Source organism: Nesterenkonia alba DSM 19423, assembly GCF_000421745.1.
GTDB lineage: Bacteria > Actinomycetota > Actinomycetes > Actinomycetales > Micrococcaceae > Nesterenkonia > Nesterenkonia alba.
Window position 1 is genome coordinate 26,267 of record NZ_ATXP01000014.1, and the last position, 16,550, is coordinate 42,816.

Genomic DNA, 16,550 nt, shown 5'->3' on the forward strand with positions numbered 1-16,550 from the left:
TCTGGCTCTGAGTCCCCTGGCTTGGGGTTCCCCAGGTCTGGGAGCCGGGACGGTTCAGCGGCACGGAGGGCAACGCTCAGGCAGTGGTGACTCAGGCCCGGCGACGGGCGAGGACAGTGTCGAGATCCATCGAGCCTGCACTGGAACGGCGAGTCGCCTCAGCCTGCTCGGTGGATTCATCGGTCTTATCCCGCCGGGGCGCACCATCGCCGGGCTGACGCAGTGGAGTCTTAGCGGCGGGCTTCTCAGGTGCCTCGAGCGGCTCGGCTGCCGGCCGGTCAGCTTTCTCCGCCACCAGGTACTTCGGCTGAGGCACCTGGCGCGGCTGCCAGGAGTGCTCAGCAGTCGGCGCCTCGCTTTGGTCGAAGACAGCGGAATTCTCCACCGGGCCGGCTCCTCCCCCGGCCAGTACTCGTTCAGCGGAGTCAGGCAGACCGTCTTCATCGAGTTTGACCAGGGAGTCGGGGCCGCCTTGGCCAGTGGCGTCGGGCGCCAGAGCGTCAAACGGGGCTGCGGAGGTCTGTGCGGCGTTCTGCTGTCCGGCCTCATTGGCGCGTGCCAAGGAGGCGGAGCGAGCCGGGTATTCGGAGGCCTGTTGTGGCTGTGCCGTGGGGCTTTGCCGAGCAGCCGCTGTCTGCGGGTCGGCTTCCATCGCCTGGCGTAGGGCCGCTTCGACACGAGCACGACGACGGCGCCGACGCCGGATCACCGCTGTCACCTGGAGGGTCAGCAGACTCGCCACAAGCACTCCAGCGCACACCAACGGAACCAGGGCCGTCACAGTGCCCACTGCGGCGAGGACTCCGGTCACCGCTCCGCCGAGCAAAGCCACCAGGCCCAGGGCAGCGAGGATGGTGCGGCCCCAGTAGATCCGGAAACCGCCGCTGGTCTCGGTGCGAGTGTGCTGCTGGCTCATGGTGGTCCTCTGTTCCTTCCGTCTGGCACGGCGGGCCCGGCGTGCCAGTGCACGATGCCGTGCGAGGCGCGCGGCCACCGGGGAAAGCCCTTCGTGCCGCGTCGGCTGCGGCCGTGCGGCCAGCCGCTGGGCCCTGAGCATCAGCGTCGCCAGGAAGAGCCCGGCCGCCAAGACCACCAGCACGGAGGAGTGGAGAGAGACAGATGCGATGGCGTCGAGAATTCCGACCTGCACGGGCCGGAGTCCTTCGCCCATCACATCCCCTTTCACCCGATCTGAGGTACTGACGGCCGTTTGGAGGCGGCGGGTGTGCCGCTGATGGCCTCAAGAGTATCTGATCCCCCGGCGGTGGAGGACATATACGCGCTGGGCTGCACAATCTTGCATCCCGTGACGCAGAATGGGAGCTGTGACTTCACAGACGAGCCGTACGCGATTCGCCCCTGACCGCATCGCCATCCTCGGAGGAGGTCCCGGCGGCTATGAGGCCGCTATGGTTGCCGCCTCGGCCGGGGCTGAGGTGACCGTTGTCGAGGAGAAGGGCCTCGGCGGATCCGCGGTCCTGACCGACGTCGTCCCTTCGAAGACCCTGGTGGCCACCGCTGATGCCATGCGCCGGGTCAACGCCTCCGTGGCCTTCGGGGTCCGCTTCGGTGCTAACGGGGCAGATGAGTATGAGACCGAGGCCTGGGCGGACTTCTCCCGGGTCAATGAGCGCCTGCTCAAATTGGCCGAGACCCAGTCAAAGGATATTCACGCCTCTTTAGAGTCGGCAGGTGTACGCATCGTGCTGGGGAGGGGAAAGCTCCGGCCGCCGCACCACATCGAAGTGACCGACCGTGCCGGACAGACTGAGCTCATTGAGGCCGACGCCGTCATCGTCGCCACCGGCGCCACGCCCCGCCAACTGCCGACGGCAGTCCCCGACGGCGAACGCATCCTCAACTGGACCCAGGCCTATAACCTCACCGATGTCCCCGAGCACATGATCGTCGTCGGCTCCGGTGTCACCGGTGCTGAGTTCGCCTCCGCATACCGCCGCCTGGGGGCAGAGGTCACCTTGGTCTCCTCCCGGGACCGGGTGCTGCCCGGGGAAGACTCCGATGCCGCCCGGGTCTTGGAGAACGCCTTCGCCCGTGTGGGGGTCAAAGTGGCCTCCCGCACCCGTGCCGAATCCGTGGAACGCACTGCCGATGGGGTGAAAGTCACCCTGACCAATGGGGAGACCCTCACCGGTTCACATTGCCTGATGGCTGTCGGTGGGGTACCGAACACCTCCGGTATCGGGTTAGAGGACTGCGGGGTGGAGACCACCGAGTCCGGGCACGTACTGGTCGACACCGTCTCCCGGACTACTGCCACGAATATTTATGCCGCCGGGGACTGCACGGGAATGTTGCCCTTGGCCTCGGTGGCCGCGATGCAGGGCCGGATTGCCGTGGCCCATATGCAGGGCGAGGCGGTCAAACCCCTGAAGCTGCACCTGGTCTCCTCCAATGTCTTCACTTCCCCGGAGATCGCTACCGTGGGGGTGACTCAGGATCAGGTGGACTCAGGGACCTATCAGGCCGATGTCATCAAACTCGATCTGACCACCAACCCCCGGGCGAAGATGATGAACATCCGGGAGGGTTTCGTGAAGATCTTCGCCCGCTCCGGCTCCGGTACGGTCATCGGGGCGGTCATCGTGGCTCCGCGGGCCTCGGAGCTCATTTATTCTCTGGCTCTGGCGGTGACGCACAAGTTGCATGTCGACGATGTCGCCACCACCTTCACCGTCTACCCCTCACTCACCGGTTCCCTCTCTGAAGCGGCCCGGCGCCTGCATAACGCCGGCGGCGGGCCTCAGTAAACCGGCCAGTCAACCGGAACAGCGTCAATGCAGACACGGTAGGTTGAGACTATGAGCGAGGACCTCGAACCGGAGACCGTCCGCCCGGCGTTCGGCCACGTCGAACCCCGACCCGGCCAGCTGCCCACCTCAGATGCCACCGCGGAGGTCAATCAGCAGGCCGAGGAGGCCGCCAAGGTGATCCTCGCCGCAGCGGAGATCGACCGGATCCACTTGGCCTGCACGCTGGGCTCCGGATGGGGGGAGGCTGCCGGGCAGCTGGGCACCCTGGTCACTGAACTCGACGCCGAAGATGTCCCCGGCTTCGAAACCTCCGGGGTTCCCGGCCATTCCGGGACACTTCAGGTGGTGCGGACCGACCCCAGTGTGGGGGCCGAACCGAAGCACATCCTGGTCATCGGAGCCCGCACTCACTTCTATGAAGGCCGCGGAGTCGGGGCTGTGGCCCACGGGGTGCGCAGCGCGGCCGCCGCCGGGGCTGAGATCATGGTGCTGACCAACGGTTGCGGGTCATTGCGGCCGGAATGGGCCCCTGGCACCCCGGTGATGCTCGCCGATCACATCAACCTCACGGCCGCTTCCCCGCTGCAGGGAGCACACTTCGTGGATCTCACGGATCTCTACTCCCCCAGGATTCGCCGGATCGCTGCGTTCATCGAACCGCACCTGGCTGAGGGGGTGTACGCGCAACTGCCCGGACCGCACTATGAGACTCCTGCGGAAATCCGGTACCTGCGCACCATCGGGGCAGATCTGGTGGGCATGTCCACCGCCCTGGAGGCCATCGCAGCCCGGGCGGCCGGGATGGAGGTCTTTGGCATCTCCCTGGTGACGAATCTCGCCGCCGGGACCACCCATGAGCCGCTGAGCCACCAGGAAGTCCTCGAAGCCGGCCGGGAAGCGGCCCCACGGATTTCCGAGCTCCTCAGCGCGGTCATCACACGCACCCTGGACGGCTGAGCCCACCAGCACTTCACCCCACCAGCTGGCCATCCCTGAGCAACCACCCAACGAGGAGTCGATGTGACAGAGAAAACTGTGACAGACAAGACCCAGGACACCCTGCTCGCCACTGTGCGGCGCTGGATCGAACTGGACCCGGACCCGCGTACCCGCACCGAGTTGGAGCAGTTGCTCTCCTCAGCCGAAGCCGGTGAGGACACCGCCTATGATTCCCTCGAGCGGCTCTTCGCCGGGCGACTGAGCTTCGGTACCGCGGGGCTGCGCGCCGAGCTGGGACCCGGCCCGATGCGGATGAACCGCCTAGTGGTCCGGCAGACCGCCGCCGGGCTGCTGAAGTATGCCGAGGCGGTCCTGCAACAAGCCCGAGTGCACAATGACAATCCCCACGACGTCGCCGCACCGGCTGCCCACCGCATCGTCATCGGGTATGACGCCCGCCATCAGTCCGATGAGTTCGCCCATGAGACCGCCCGGATCTTCGCCGACGCCGGGTGGGATGTGCGCCTATTCGATACTCCCGGTCCCACACCGCTGCTGGCGCGGCAGGTACTCACCCTGGATGCGGAGATCGGGGTGATGGTCACAGCCAGCCACAATCCGCCTCGCGACAACGGGTACAAGGTCTACCTCGGCGGGGAGATCTCTCGTTTTCTGGAACGTGACGGCTTAGGCGTCGGGGCGCAGATCGTGCCCCCAGTGGACCGGGATATCGCTGCCACAATCGACGACGTCGTCGCCGCTGATTTCGCCGCCGACTCCCCCACTCCCGCTGCGGCTGAAGAGCCTGAGGTGCCCCGTCCAGCCGGTGTGAGCACCCTCGCCGAACCCGAACGCAGCACGTATGTACGCCAGGCGGTAGAACTCCTCGATCCGCAGAACTATCCGCACCGGGACCTGCGGATCGTCTACACCGCCATGCACGGGGTAGGTGGGGACATGGTGGTCAGCCTGCTGCGCGAAGGCGGCTTCACCGATGTGATCCCCGTGGCCGAACAGCAGCAGCCGGACCCGGACTTCCCCACCGCCGATTTCCCCAACCCGGAAGAACCCGGGGCCCTAGACCTGGCCCTGCGGGCGGCCGCAGAACACCGCGCTGATCTGGTGCTGGCCAATGACCCCGATGCTGATCGGCTCTCCGCTGCGGTCTATGACACCGAGGCCGGATCCTGGCGGCAGCTCAGCGGCGATGAAATGGGCGTGCTCCTGGGCCGACACGTCCTGGACCGCGGCCCGCTGCGGACAGGCTGGCAAACCACCTCCTCCGGGGAGGACACCTCACCGGTGCTGGCGAATTCTCTGGTCTCCTCCCGGCAGTTGGGCGCGCTATGTGCTGCCCGCGGCGTGGGCCACGCCGCCACGTTGACCGGGTTTAAGTGGTTGGCCCGGGTGCCGAATCTGGTCTTCGGTTATGAGGAGGCCATCGGGTTCGACGTCGACCCGGTCCACGTGCGCGATAAGGATGGGGTTTCAGCCGCGCTCATCTTCGCCGAGTTGGCCGCCGACCTCAAAGCCAAGGGCACCACCTTGCTGCAGGCTCTTGATGAGATCGCCGCCGAGGCGGGGGTCTTCCTCACCGGTCAGGTCACCGTCAGGGTGGAGGACCTCTCTGAACTGGGTGAGGTCACCGCCGGTTTGCGGGCCGACCCGCCGAGGCACATCGCCGGTGAGGAGGTCACCGAGGTGCTCGACCTCAGCCGGGATCCACTGCCCGGCGCTGAACCCGATGAGGCCAAACTCACCGATGTGCTCATCTACTACACCGCCGCCGGGGACCGGGTCATCGTCCGGCCCTCCGGCACTGAGCCGAAGGTCAAGTGCTATGTGGAGGCCACCGCTGAGCCCACTTCGGCCAGCGCACACGCCCTGACCGAGGCACGCGCCGCCGCGGCCACCCGGTTGGAACAGCTGCGTGCGGCCATGACTGAAACCCTGGGAGCGTGAATCCGATGAGCCCCGCCTCCCCTTCCCCGGTGCAGTTGGCCGCGGTCATCGACCACACCGCACTGACACCCGACACCGATGAGCAGACGGTGCGGCGCATCGCCGCCGAGGCGCTAGAGCACCAATTCGCCGCAGTGTGTATCAATCCCAAGTGGGTGCCGTTGACAGCCTCTCTGCTGGCGGGCAGCAAAGTTGCCGTCTGCACTGTGGTGGGTTTTCCCTTGGGAGCGACGACGACGGCGTCGAAGGTCACCGAGGCTGCTGAGGCCGTGGACCATGGGGCTGAGGAGATCGACATGGTCGTGGACATCGCCGATGCCAACGCCGGCAAGGAAGCTGAGGTCCTCGGACAGATCGCCGCAGTGGCCTCGGTGGTACATCGCAGCGGGGCGCGGCTGAAGGTGATCTTAGAAACCGCACTGTTGAGCGAATCCGCGAAAGAACTGGTGTGCCGGGCAGCCGAAGAGGGTGGAGCCGATTTTGTGAAGACCTCCACCGGGTTCGCCGGTGGCGGCGCGCAGGTCGAGGATATCGCTCTGATGCATCGAATGGTCGGCGGACGGCTGGGGATCAAAGCCTCCGGGGGTATCCGCACGTACCAGGACGCAGTGCGGATGCTCACCGCCGGTGCCACACGCATCGGGGCCTCGGCCTCGCTTGATATTGTGGGAGCAGCACAGAACGGCTCCGACACCAACGGCTACTAGCCAGGTGGCGGACTTCGACACTTTGAGCAGCAAGGGGATCTGAGATGATCAGCAACGGGCAGGTGAAGGCCTACTCCGGGCAGGGCCAGTTTTTCGGCAATTTTGTGGCCTTTATCGTGGTCATGGCGCTGATGATCGGTTCCGCTGTGGCCCTGGTCTCCTGGGACTTAGACGAAGTGTGGTTGCCGGGCCTGCTCTTCCTGGGGCTCTACACTGCGGCGTTCTTCGTGGCCAAGGAGATCATCGGCCGTTCGGACACCCTGGAGCAACAGCCGCTGCACGGTGAGCACGGGGAACCTCTCGATGCAGAGGCCTCCCGGGCCGCGGAGTCCAAGGCTCCGGTGCGCGAACGGAAACCTGAGGCGCAGCACCGCTGAGCACCTCACACCGGCAGCGCACTCGGCGCAATGCCGGGATAGATCTACTCCGCGTCATCTCTGTGGTGGCCGTGGTGCTCGGTCACGCGTGGCCGTTTATGCCCGGCGAGGAGTACCTTCAGATCTGGCGGATGCCGCTGTTTTTCTTCCTGGCCGGGTTTTTCTTCTCCACCACACGTGATCTCGCCGCGGAGTTCCATGTCCGCTGGCGGACTCTGGGGATCCCTTACCTGACGTGGTTGGTGTTGCTGTGCGGGCTGGTCATCATCCATCACTACACTCCACGGCCCTTCGAGGACACGTGGTGGACGGTCATCGGAGCGCTCTACGGCGGCGGGTTGACCGATATGCCGTTTCTGGCGTTCTGGTTCATCTCAGTGCTCTTCACCGCAGCCCTGCTGCTCCGGTTGGTCGTGAGACTGCCATGGTGGGCACAAGTCCTCTGCGCCGTCGGGGGCCTGGCCCTGGCGAAGGTTCCCGAGTCGGGGATGTCTTTCACCCCCTTGGCCATCGGCTTAGCCCCCGCCTGTATGGCCTATATGCTCGCCGGCTACTGGACCCGTCGGCTGATTGCGCATCCTCGTCTCACCGCGGCCGCACAGTCCGTCTGGGCCGGTGTGCTTGGCGTGGCACTCGTGGTGTTGGGCATCGGCAGTGTCGCTGCGGGAGTGCGGACGATGAATATGAAGTGGTCCGGGTTCGGGGACTTCCTGCTCTCCCCCGCGGTGGCAGTGACCATCTGCATCGGTCTGACATTGATCTTCTCTACCTGGGCGCAGTGGGGCTTAAGCCGGCTGCCTCGGGCGGGGGTCGCAGTGTCTGAGCTGGTCCGCACCGGCACACTGGTGGTCTTCTTCCACCCCTATGTGCTGTTTGTCATCTGGGATGTCATCGACGTGCCCCTGCTACGGGTCGCCGTGGCACTAGCGGTGTGTTGGCCGCTGGGGTTACTGGTCAACCGGACAGTGCTCTCTCCGTATCTCACCGGACTGCCCAGAGAACCCAAACCACCCCGATCAGCACCGCGGACCGCGGCGGCACCAGGCTAGAGCTGCCTCCGGTATCCCGCCCTGCGGGCCAGTCATCCCGCTAACGGCTCAGACGCCCGTTCTCAGCCGACGATCGGCCACCGTTATGTGGTCGCCGGAGTCGGGGCGAAAAGTGCGGTGTAGACCTCATCGAGCCACGCCAGCAGCTCGGCATCGCTGAGCTCAGTCCCTCCGATGGCCCGGGTGGTCGGTTTGGGGATGAGCACCTGTTTCAACGACTGTTTGTGCTGGGCACCGCGGTACATTCGCTCCATGCGCAGCTGGCGGGACTCAGGTAACTCCTCCACCGGGGCGAACCGGATGAACTTGCCTTGGACTCCGACGTCGGTGATGCCCACCGCCCGGACCCGGTTGCGGAACCGGGCCACCGCCACGAGGTTGCCGGCCGCCTCCGGCAGTTCTCCATACCGGTCCTCCCACTCTGCGACGACTTCAGCGACGCGCTCATCAGTATCCGCCGCAGCGAGTCGCCGGTAGCCCTCCAACCGTAGCGGCTCGGAGGGGATGTATTCCTCGGGCAGGTGGGCGTTGATCGGCAGTTCGATCTTCACCTCCGCCGGCTGGGCGTCATCCTCCCCCCGGTAGTCGGCCACAGCTTCACCCACCATGCGCAGGTAGAGGTCAAATCCGACCCCTTCGATGTGCCCGGACTGTTCCCCACCGAGGAGATTCCCGGCCCCGCGTAGTTGCAGATCCTTTTTGGCCAGTTGGAACCCAGCACCCAGCTCGTTGTGCGCGGCAACGGCTTTGAGCCGTTCAAGGGCGTCCTCCCCTAGTGGCTTCTCTGCCGGGTAGAGGAAGTAGGCATAGGCCCGCTCACGGGAGCGGCCGACCCGCCCACGCAGTTGGTGGAGCTGGGAAAGCCCGAATGCGCTGGCACGGTCGACGATGAGCGTATTCGCATTGGAGATATCCAGCCCGGTTTCGATGATCGTGGTGGAGACCAGCACGTCAAACCGTCTCTCCCAGAAGTCCTGGACGATCCGTTCCAGTTGGGTCTCGCTCATCTGCCCGTGGGCGACCTCCACTCGGGCCTCGGGCACCAGTTCGCGCACCCGGGCGGCGACTGACTCGATGGAGGCCACCCGGTTGTGGACGTAGAACACCTGACCTTCGCGCATCATCTCCCGGCGAATCGCCGCGGAGACCTGCTTATCGGTGTAGGGGCCCACATAGGTCAGCACCGGGTGGCGTTCCTCCGGTGGGGTGTTCAGCTCCGAGGTTTCCCGAATCCCGGCCAAGGACATCTCCAGGGTGCGGGGAATGGGCGTGGCGGTCATGGCCAGCACATCAACGTTGGTGCGCAGCTTCTTCAGCTGTTCTTTGTGCTCGACGCCGAAGCGCTGCTCCTCATCGATAATCACCAGTCCCAGGTCGCGGAACTGGACTTCTTTGCCGAGCAACCGATGGGTTCCGATGACGACGTCGACACTTCCGTCTTTCAATCCGGTGAGGACATCCCGGGCTTCGACAGAGGTTTGGAACCGGGAGAGTGCCTTCACCCGCACGGGGAAACCGGCGTAGCGTTCGGTGAACGTCTCATAGTGCTGGGAGACCAAGAGCGTGGTGGGTACCAGCACTGCGACCTGTTTGCCGTCCTGGACGGCTTTGAAGGCCGCACGGATGGCGATCTCAGTTTTGCCGAAGCCGACGTCGCCGGAGATGAGCCGGTCCATGGGCGCCTCGGCCTCCATGTCCCGTTTGACCTCTTCCATGGCCGTGAGCTGGTCGGGGGTCTCCACGTAGGGGAAGGCGTCTTCGAGTTCCTTCTGCCAGGGAGTATCAGGCCCGAAGGCGTGCCCCCGGGTGGCCATCCGAGCCGCGTAGAGCCGGATAAGTTCGGCGGCGATCTCCTTGACGGCCCGCCGGGCCTTGCGTTTGGTGGCCGCCCAGTCGCTACCGCCCATTTTGGACAGGCTCGGTTCGTCCCCGCCGACGTACTGGCTGACCTGGTCGAGCTGGTCAGTGGGCACCATGAGCCGGTCCGCTGGGGCTCCGCGTTTGCGGGGCGCGTATTCGAGAACCATGTATTCCCGCGTCCCCGCGGTTCCGGCCTTGATCGCCTGTGGGGAGCCGACCGGGCGTTGGATGAGCTCGACGAACCGACCAATCCCGTGCTGTTCGTGGACCACATAGTCGCCCTTGGTCAGAGCCAGCGGGTCAACGGCGTTTTTCCGTTTGCGGGCCTTGACTCCGCTGGAGCGGGTGGCCTCCCGGCGGATGGACCGGCCCAACATCTCCGTCTCCGTCAGCAGGGCCAGTTGGAGGGCATCCACAGCGAAGCCCTGGGCCACCTCCGCGGTGGTGACGGTCACCTGCCCAGTAGCCGGAGGCTGCGTCAACGACTCGGTCTTCTGGTGCGGGACCTCGTGCTCGGCGAGCAGCTCCGCGACCCGAGTGGCCGAACCGGTTCCGGCGGTGGTGACCACCACACGCCACTGGTCAGCAGCGCGCTGCGCGAGGAACTCCATGACGTGTTCCACCGACCCCCGGTAGCCGATAGGCTCCCGCGAATCAATGGAGACAATATCGGCATCCTGGGTCAGCTCCACAGCTGCCGAGCCCCCGCTGAGCTCTGAGTCGGCTGCCGTGAGGTCGGTAGCACCCCCGGAGGCTGCTGTTTCGGGGTCCAGTCCCAACGAGGTGATTGACCACCATCCGGCACCGTGCTGCAGGGAGTGCTCCCGGGTCTCGGAGAGCGTGGCGAAGGCCCCCGCAGACAGGCTCTGGTGTTCTTCTTCACTGATCTGCAGCGGTGCGGAGCCGCCGTCGGAGGCTGCCTGCCACGCTGCGGCAAGGAATTCCTCGTTCGTGGCAGCCAGGTCATGGGCGCGGGTGCGGACCTTCTCCGGTTCGATGACTACCGCCAAAGAGCCCTCCGGCAGTTCGGAGACCAGAGGCACCATCTTCTCGGCCAGCACCGGAGTCAGTGATTCCATGCCTTCTACGGCCTGGTACTGACTGATTCTCTCCAGCATGTCCACCGCATGGGGCATCGTGGCCATGAGCTCTTTGGCCCGGGTGGCGACCGCCTCGGTGATGAGCAGCTCCCGGCAGGGCACCGCATCCATGACCTCCGGTGGGTTCTCCGATTCCAAGGAGCGTTGGTCTGCCACGGAGAACCAGCGCATCTGCTCGACTTCGTCACCGAAGAACTCCACACGCACCGGGTGTGTCTCGTTCGGGGGGAAGACATCCAGGATGCCGCCGCGCACGGCGAACTCACCGCGCCGGGTGACCATATCCACCCGGGTATAGGCCGCAGCACCCAGGCGAGCGACGACGTCGTCGAAGGCGTAGAACTCCCCGGTCCGCAAAGTGACCGGCTCCAAGTCCCCGAGCCCGGCAACGATCGGCTGGATCACCGCGCGGATGGGGGCAACGACCACATCGAGCCGTCCGGCCTGCTGCGGGTGGGCCAGCTGCCGCAGCACCCCGAGCCGACGCCCGACCGTATCCGAACGCGGAGAGAGCCGCTCATGCGGCAGTGTCTCCCAGGAGGGAAAGTGCGCCACAGACGTTTCCGGCGCGAAGGCCCCCAGGGAGGCTTCAAGCTCGGCGGCTTCCCGGTCAGTGGCGGTAATGGCCAGGATGACGGCGTCCTGGTGTCGGCTGCGCACTCCGGCGGCGATGTCTCCCAGCAGTGCCGGACGCAACCCGGCGGCCGCGGCGATCTGCAGCTCCCCGGTACGTTGGTCGGCGGGATGCCTGGCGGCGGCAGCCACTCGCGCGTAGGAGGAGCTGTCAGCCAGCGCCTGACGCAGACCCTGCAGAGACACGCACAACACCTCACCATTCAGCGGTCACCGGGAGAAAAGAAGCCTCCCATACATTACCGGGTACTGGCGGAGGCTTCTGGCCTCACCGGATCTAGGGAGCGCGCAGTCTGTGTGACGAAAGATGGAGCAGGTGACGCCGACGACGTCGCCAGTAGGCTAATATGAAGACTTCCCTGAACATATTGTGGCATTCAGGGGCGTCACCCCTACTCGTTTGCTCTCACTGGAGAGGCTTTTGATCGAACTTACTGATGTCAGCAAGGTCTACCCTGGCGGCGTCACGGCACTGGATCATGTCAGCCTGCGTATCCCCGCAGGTGAGATTCACGGCATCGTGGGCCGCTCCGGGGCCGGCAAGTCCACCCTGATCCGCTGCCTGACCGGGCTGGACAAGGCGACCTCCGGCACAGTACGGATCCACGGCACCGACATCGGCGCCGCCACTGGGTCCCAGCTGAAAAAAGCTCGGCGCAGCATCGGCATGGTGTTCCAGCATGTCAATCTGCTGGACTCCCGGACTGCTGCGCAGAATATCGCTCATCCCTTGGAGATCTCCGGGGTGCCGCGGCAGCGGCGGCGGGAGCGAGTAGCCGAACTACTTCAGTTAGTGGGACTGACCGATCGGGCGGATAACCACCCGGCCCAGCTCTCCGGTGGACAGAAGCAGCGGGTGGGTATTGCCCGCGCCCTGGCGGCTGAACCGCAGGTGTTGTTGTGTGATGAGCCGACCTCGGCATTGGATGCCGCCACCACCCGGCAGATCCTGGGGCTGATCCGCCAGCTGCGCGAGAAGCTGGGGATCACCGTCATCATCATCACCCACGAGATGTCGGTGGTCCGGGAAATCTGTGACGCCGTCTCTCTGCTGGAGGATGGCCGGGTGGCCCGTTCCGGGAACCTGTTGGAGGTCATCTCCGATTCGAGTTCCTCGCTGTCCCGGGAGCTGATCTCGCTCCCTCCGACCACGCACTTGGCCCCCGGGGAGCAACTCATCGACGTGCTGCTGACCCCCGGCGGGGAGGTCACCCATATTGGGGAACTGGTGAACCTGCTGCAGTCCCAGGGGCTGCCAGCCGAGGTGGCCGCCGGATCCATTGAGACCATTCAGGATCACCAGGTCGGTCGGCTGCACCTGAAACCTCAAGATCCGTACTCCGCCCAGCGCACGGTGGAGACACTGACCAGCGCAGGGGTTCAGGCTGAACTGCTCACCGCAGAAGACATCGCCGCTGAAGAGGCGGCCCAGCACGCAGAAGACCCCGCGGAGGTGACCTCGTGACCGCAACGCTTGTGGCCGGTGACACCTGGCTGAACAACCCCGTGGTGGAGAACCAGCTGCCCGATGCCATCTTAGAAACCCTCTATATGACCGCGGCCACCGGGTTCTTCACCGCACTTTTCGGTCTGCCGCTGGGGATTCTGTTGCACAACTTAGGCCCCAAGGGTCTCACCCCCGTGCCGGCGCTTTACCGGGCGCTGTCTCTGGTGGTGGACTTCGGCCGGGCGGTGCCGTTCATCGTGCTGATGCTGTGGATCATCCCCTTCACCCGACTGGTGGTGGGTACCGCGATCGGGTGGGAAGCCGCCGTCGTGCCTCTGACGGTAGGGGCCATTCCCTTCTTCGCCCGGCTGGTCGAAAACTCGCTGCGCGATGTGGCCTGGGGCAAGGTTGAGGCCGTGCGGATGATGGGGGCCTCGGATCTGCACGTCACCGTCAATGTGCTGGTCCGGGAGGGGCTGCCCGGCATCGTCGGCGGGTTCACCATCACCCTGGTCACCCTCATCAGCTACACCGCCATGGCCGGGGCCGTCGGCGGCGGGGGGCTGGGCCAATTGGCCATCAACTACGGCTACCACCGGTATCAGGGCGATGTGATGCTCATCTGCGTTCTGTTGCTGGTCCTGATCGTCACAGTGGTGCAGTACACGGGCAATTTCATCGCCCGGCGGCTGGACCACCGTGAATCCTCAGCTGCTGGCCGTCGCCGGTTCATTCCGGTGCCGGTCCAGCAGGTCTTTCCCATTCACCTACCTTCGAGAGGAACCCCTTCATGACCCACACCTACCGTTCCCTGTCCATCGCTGCCGCAGCGGCCGCTGCCTTGGTGCTGTCCGCCTGCGGCAATGGCGACAACGGTGACGACGCCGATGACGCCGACGCCGATGCTGACAGCGACGAGGTCGTCGAACTGGTGGTCGGCGCCTCGCCGGTGCCGCACGCCGACATCCTCGCCTTCATCAACGAGGAACTGGCCGAGGACGCCGGCATCTCCTTACAGATCGAGGAGTTCGAGGACTACCTCATCCCCAACCAGGCCCTCAATGACGGTGACCTGGATGCCAACTATTTCCAGCACGAGCCCTGGTTCAACAATGAGGTGGAGGAAAACGGCTACGACATCGTCCACTTCGAGGGTGTGCACATTGAGCCCTTCGCGCTGTACTCCAATGAGCACGACGACGTCAGCGACCTTCCCGAAGGCGCCACGATCGCCCTGAATAATGACCCCTCCAACCAGGCCCGCGGTCTGGTGCTGCTGGCCGAGGCGGGGCTCATCGAGCTCGACGCTGAGGCTGATGAGGAGTCAGCCACGATCAACGACATCGCTGAGAACCCCAACGACTTCGAGTTCATCGAAGCCGACGCCTCGGCACTGACCCGTACTCTGGACGACGTTGACGCCGCGGTCATCAACGGCAACAACGCTTTAGAGGCCGGGCTCTCCCCCACTGCGGACGGGCTGCTGCTGGAATCCGGTGAGGACAACCCTTACGCCAACTTCTTGGCAGTGCGTTCAGAGGATGAGGACAATGAGGCCGTCCTCACTCTGCAGGACCTGCTGACCTCCGATGAGGTTCGCGACTACATCGAGGAGACCTGGCCTGACGGTGAGGTCATCCCTGCCTTCTGATCCGGTTCTTCGGGCTCTTTCGCACTGAAAGACCCCGGTTGAAAGACCTGGTTGAAAGACCCTGCTCAAGATCCTTGAATAACGCTAAACCCCCGGATGGAGACTCTCCGACCGGGGGTTTAGCGTATGTGCTCATCAAATCCTCGACCACGCCTCTGCCCTCGAGGGCGGAGGCGCAACCGGGGACACTCAGGGTCTTGGGGGTGCTTCTGGTGCGGTGGGAAGAGGTGCGTATTCGCCATAGTCGTCCTCGCCGGTGTCGGGCTCCTCCCCGCTGCCGTGCCGCTGCCCCAGCTCGTATGCCGCCAGGGAGAGCAACCACAGGGCGGTAATCGGCAGCACGAACCACAACATGGCAGCACTGAAGGGTCGCAGCGCGGCGTGGTCAGCGGCAGAGAGCACTAAGTAGACCACGTAGGCGACGTACATTCCGAATAGCAGCAGGCCTTCCCACTGCACAATCGCCTGGGCGGTGAACGCCAGCGGAACGAGCACCAGGGCCGCTGCGATCATCACCGGGATGTCGAAGTTCACTGCTGCTGGTTCCACGATGACGGCCCGCGGGGACACCATCGCGGTGAGTCCGAGCACCGCTCCGAGGTTGAAGATGTTCGAACCCACGAGGTTGCCCACCGCTAGGTCGCGCTGTCCGCGGACTGCGGCGATCACGCTGGTGGCCAACTCGGGTAAGGAGGTGCCGATGGCCACGATGGTCAGCCCGATGATGAGGTCGCTGACCCCCAGGGAGGCGGCGATGCTCGTCGCGGAGGTAACCAGCACCTGGGCGCCTAGGACCAGCAGGGCCACGCCCCCGCCCACCAACACCAGGTCCACTGTGGTCGACCGGAGGGTGGTGCGGCGCAGGCTCGCGGTGATCCGGCCAGCGGCCCCATCGGAGAGCACCTCATCGACTTTCAGGTCGGGCTCCTCGCCCCGGGAGTAGACCTTCCGGGCCCACACCAGGGTCACCACCAGGTAGATCAGCAGCAGTCCGAAGAGGATCGCCCCGTCGAGGAAGGAGAGACCCCCATCGAGCGCCAGCAGCAGGGCGAGCACGGAGAAGGCGATCATCACCGGGATGTCGGCCTTAATGAGCCGTAGCCGGACGAACAGTGCGCCGAAGACGGCGGTGAGCCCGAGGACGAAGAGAATATTGGCGATATTGGAACCGACCACATTGCCCACGGCGATACCGGGCGAGCCGCTCGTTGCTGCGCCGAGGCTGACGGCTAGCTCCGGTGAGGAGGTCGCGAAGGACACCACGGTCAGCCCGATGACCAGTGACGACAGCCCGATGGTCTTGCCCAGGTGGGCAGCACCGCGCACCAAAGCCTCTCCACCGAGAATGAGGAGCACGAAACCACAGATCAGGGCAAGGATACTCATGAGCGTCACCGTGCATAGCTTACCTGGCATTAGACGAAAGTTGACATCCCCCACTGAGGGTGATTGACACCACTGCCCATCACCGCCTGGTGGGGACAGCCGGGCTACGATGGTCACACCGAGCAACCGACGCCAAGGAGTTCATGGTGGGCATTGAAGCCGAGAAGATCATCCCGCACGCCGCCGAAGATATTGTTGCCGCCTACACGGACCGGCAGTTCCACGAGCACCTGGCAGCCAAGGTGGGTGCGACTCTGCTGGGTTTCGATGTCTCCGGGTCGGTGCCGACTGAGGTGAAGATCTACTCGAAACAGTCCATGCCGGCGGACAAACTGCCGGAGATCGCCCAGAAGGTCCTCAAGGGTACGGTCACCGTCTCCATCACCGATACGTGGTCAGCACCGGATGCCGATGGCTCCCGTCGTTCAGACACCGTGGTGGAGGTCTCCGGAGCCCCCATCAAGGCGCTGGCCTCTCAGACGCTGCACGCCCGCGGAGAGGCCGAGACCAAAGCCACTGTCCGCGGAGACGTTGAGGTGAAGATCCCGTTGATCGGTAAGAAGGTGAAATCCGCGGCAGAACCGTATATCCGGAAGTTCGTGGAGCTACAGGCCAAGGAGGTCACCGCCTGGCTCAACAAGCCAGCCTGATCGCTGGAGTGGTCACGG

At 65.0% G+C, this 16,550-nt stretch carries 13 protein-coding genes; 10 read left to right on the top strand and 3 right to left on the bottom strand.

Features of this window, described 5'->3' with window-relative positions; all coding sequences use genetic code 11:
• Positions 1-91: 91 nt before the first annotated feature.
• Positions 92-1,171, bottom strand: a complete 1,080-nt coding sequence (locus tag H578_RS0110050; RefSeq protein WP_022873558.1) for a prolipoprotein diacylglyceryl transferase — start codon at positions 1,169-1,171, stop codon at positions 92-94.
• A gap of 145 nt (positions 1,172-1,316) precedes the next feature.
• Between H578_RS0110050 and H578_RS0110055 the strand changes: the two genes are divergently transcribed.
• The 6 genes from H578_RS0110055 to H578_RS14705 all read left to right on the top strand — a co-directional run bounded on the left by H578_RS0110055 (position 1,317) and on the right by H578_RS14705 (position 7,805).
• Positions 1,317-2,768, top strand: coding sequence for an NAD(P)H-quinone dehydrogenase (locus tag H578_RS0110055; RefSeq protein WP_028464161.1), 1,452 nt, complete (start codon positions 1,317-1,319; stop codon positions 2,766-2,768).
• 51 nt (positions 2,769-2,819) lie between these two features.
• Positions 2,820-3,728, top strand: coding sequence for a purine-nucleoside phosphorylase (locus tag H578_RS0110060; protein WP_022873560.1), 909 nt, complete (start codon positions 2,820-2,822; stop codon positions 3,726-3,728).
• A gap of 63 nt (positions 3,729-3,791) precedes the next feature.
• Entirely contained in the window at positions 3,792-5,672 is a 1,881-nt protein-coding gene (locus H578_RS0110065; RefSeq protein ID WP_022873561.1) for a phospho-sugar mutase, read from the top strand.
• Positions 5,673-5,677: 5 nt separating this feature from the next.
• Positions 5,678-6,379 carry a deoxyribose-phosphate aldolase gene (deoC, locus tag H578_RS0110070; protein ID WP_028464163.1) on the top strand — a complete coding sequence of 234 codons (702 nt, stop codon included), beginning with the start codon at positions 5,678-5,680 and terminating at the stop codon, positions 6,377-6,379.
• Between the two features lie 44 nt (positions 6,380-6,423).
• Complete coding sequence (locus tag H578_RS14700; protein WP_022873563.1) at positions 6,424-6,756, top strand: hypothetical protein; 333 nt, start codon at positions 6,424-6,426, stop codon at positions 6,754-6,756.
• Positions 6,757-6,794: 38 nt separating this feature from the next.
• Entirely contained in the window at positions 6,795-7,805 is a 1,011-nt protein-coding gene (locus H578_RS14705; RefSeq protein ID WP_281163353.1) for an acyltransferase family protein, read from the top strand.
• Positions 7,806-7,888: 83 nt separating this feature from the next.
• Here H578_RS14705 and mfd read toward each other — a convergent pair whose 3' ends face one another.
• Positions 7,889-11,584: a transcription-repair coupling factor gene (gene mfd, locus H578_RS0110085; RefSeq protein WP_022873565.1), complete on the bottom strand. Its 3,696-nt coding sequence runs from the start codon at positions 11,582-11,584 to the stop codon at positions 7,889-7,891.
• Between the two features lie 235 nt (positions 11,585-11,819).
• Between mfd and H578_RS14710 the strand changes: the two genes are divergently transcribed.
• Genes H578_RS14710 through H578_RS0110100 form a run of 3 tightly spaced genes read left to right on the top strand, consistent with a single transcriptional unit; the run spans position 11,820 to position 14,496 of the window.
• Positions 11,820-12,863 carry a methionine ABC transporter ATP-binding protein gene (locus H578_RS14710; protein ID WP_022873566.1) on the top strand — a complete coding sequence of 348 codons (1,044 nt, stop codon included), beginning with the start codon at positions 11,820-11,822 and terminating at the stop codon, positions 12,861-12,863.
• Positions 12,860-13,639, top strand: coding sequence for a methionine ABC transporter permease (locus H578_RS14715; protein WP_022873567.1), 780 nt, complete (start codon positions 12,860-12,862; stop codon positions 13,637-13,639). The genes H578_RS14710 and H578_RS14715 overlap by 4 nt, the downstream gene beginning before the upstream one ends.
• On the top strand, positions 13,636-14,496 hold the full coding sequence (locus H578_RS0110100; RefSeq protein WP_022873568.1) for a MetQ/NlpA family ABC transporter substrate-binding protein: 861 nt from the start codon (positions 13,636-13,638) through the stop codon (positions 14,494-14,496). The genes H578_RS14715 and H578_RS0110100 overlap by 4 nt, the downstream gene beginning before the upstream one ends.
• Before the next feature lie 189 nt (positions 14,497-14,685).
• Here the strand turns inward: H578_RS0110100 and H578_RS14720 are convergent, their stop codons facing one another.
• Positions 14,686-15,882, bottom strand: a complete 1,197-nt coding sequence (locus H578_RS14720) for a calcium/sodium antiporter (protein WP_342664314.1) — start codon at positions 15,880-15,882, stop codon at positions 14,686-14,688.
• A gap of 143 nt (positions 15,883-16,025) precedes the next feature.
• Between H578_RS14720 and H578_RS0110110 the strand changes: the two genes are divergently transcribed.
• Positions 16,026-16,532, top strand: coding sequence for a DUF2505 domain-containing protein (locus tag H578_RS0110110; protein ID WP_022873570.1), 507 nt, complete (start codon positions 16,026-16,028; stop codon positions 16,530-16,532).
• Positions 16,533-16,550: the final 18 nt, after the last annotated feature.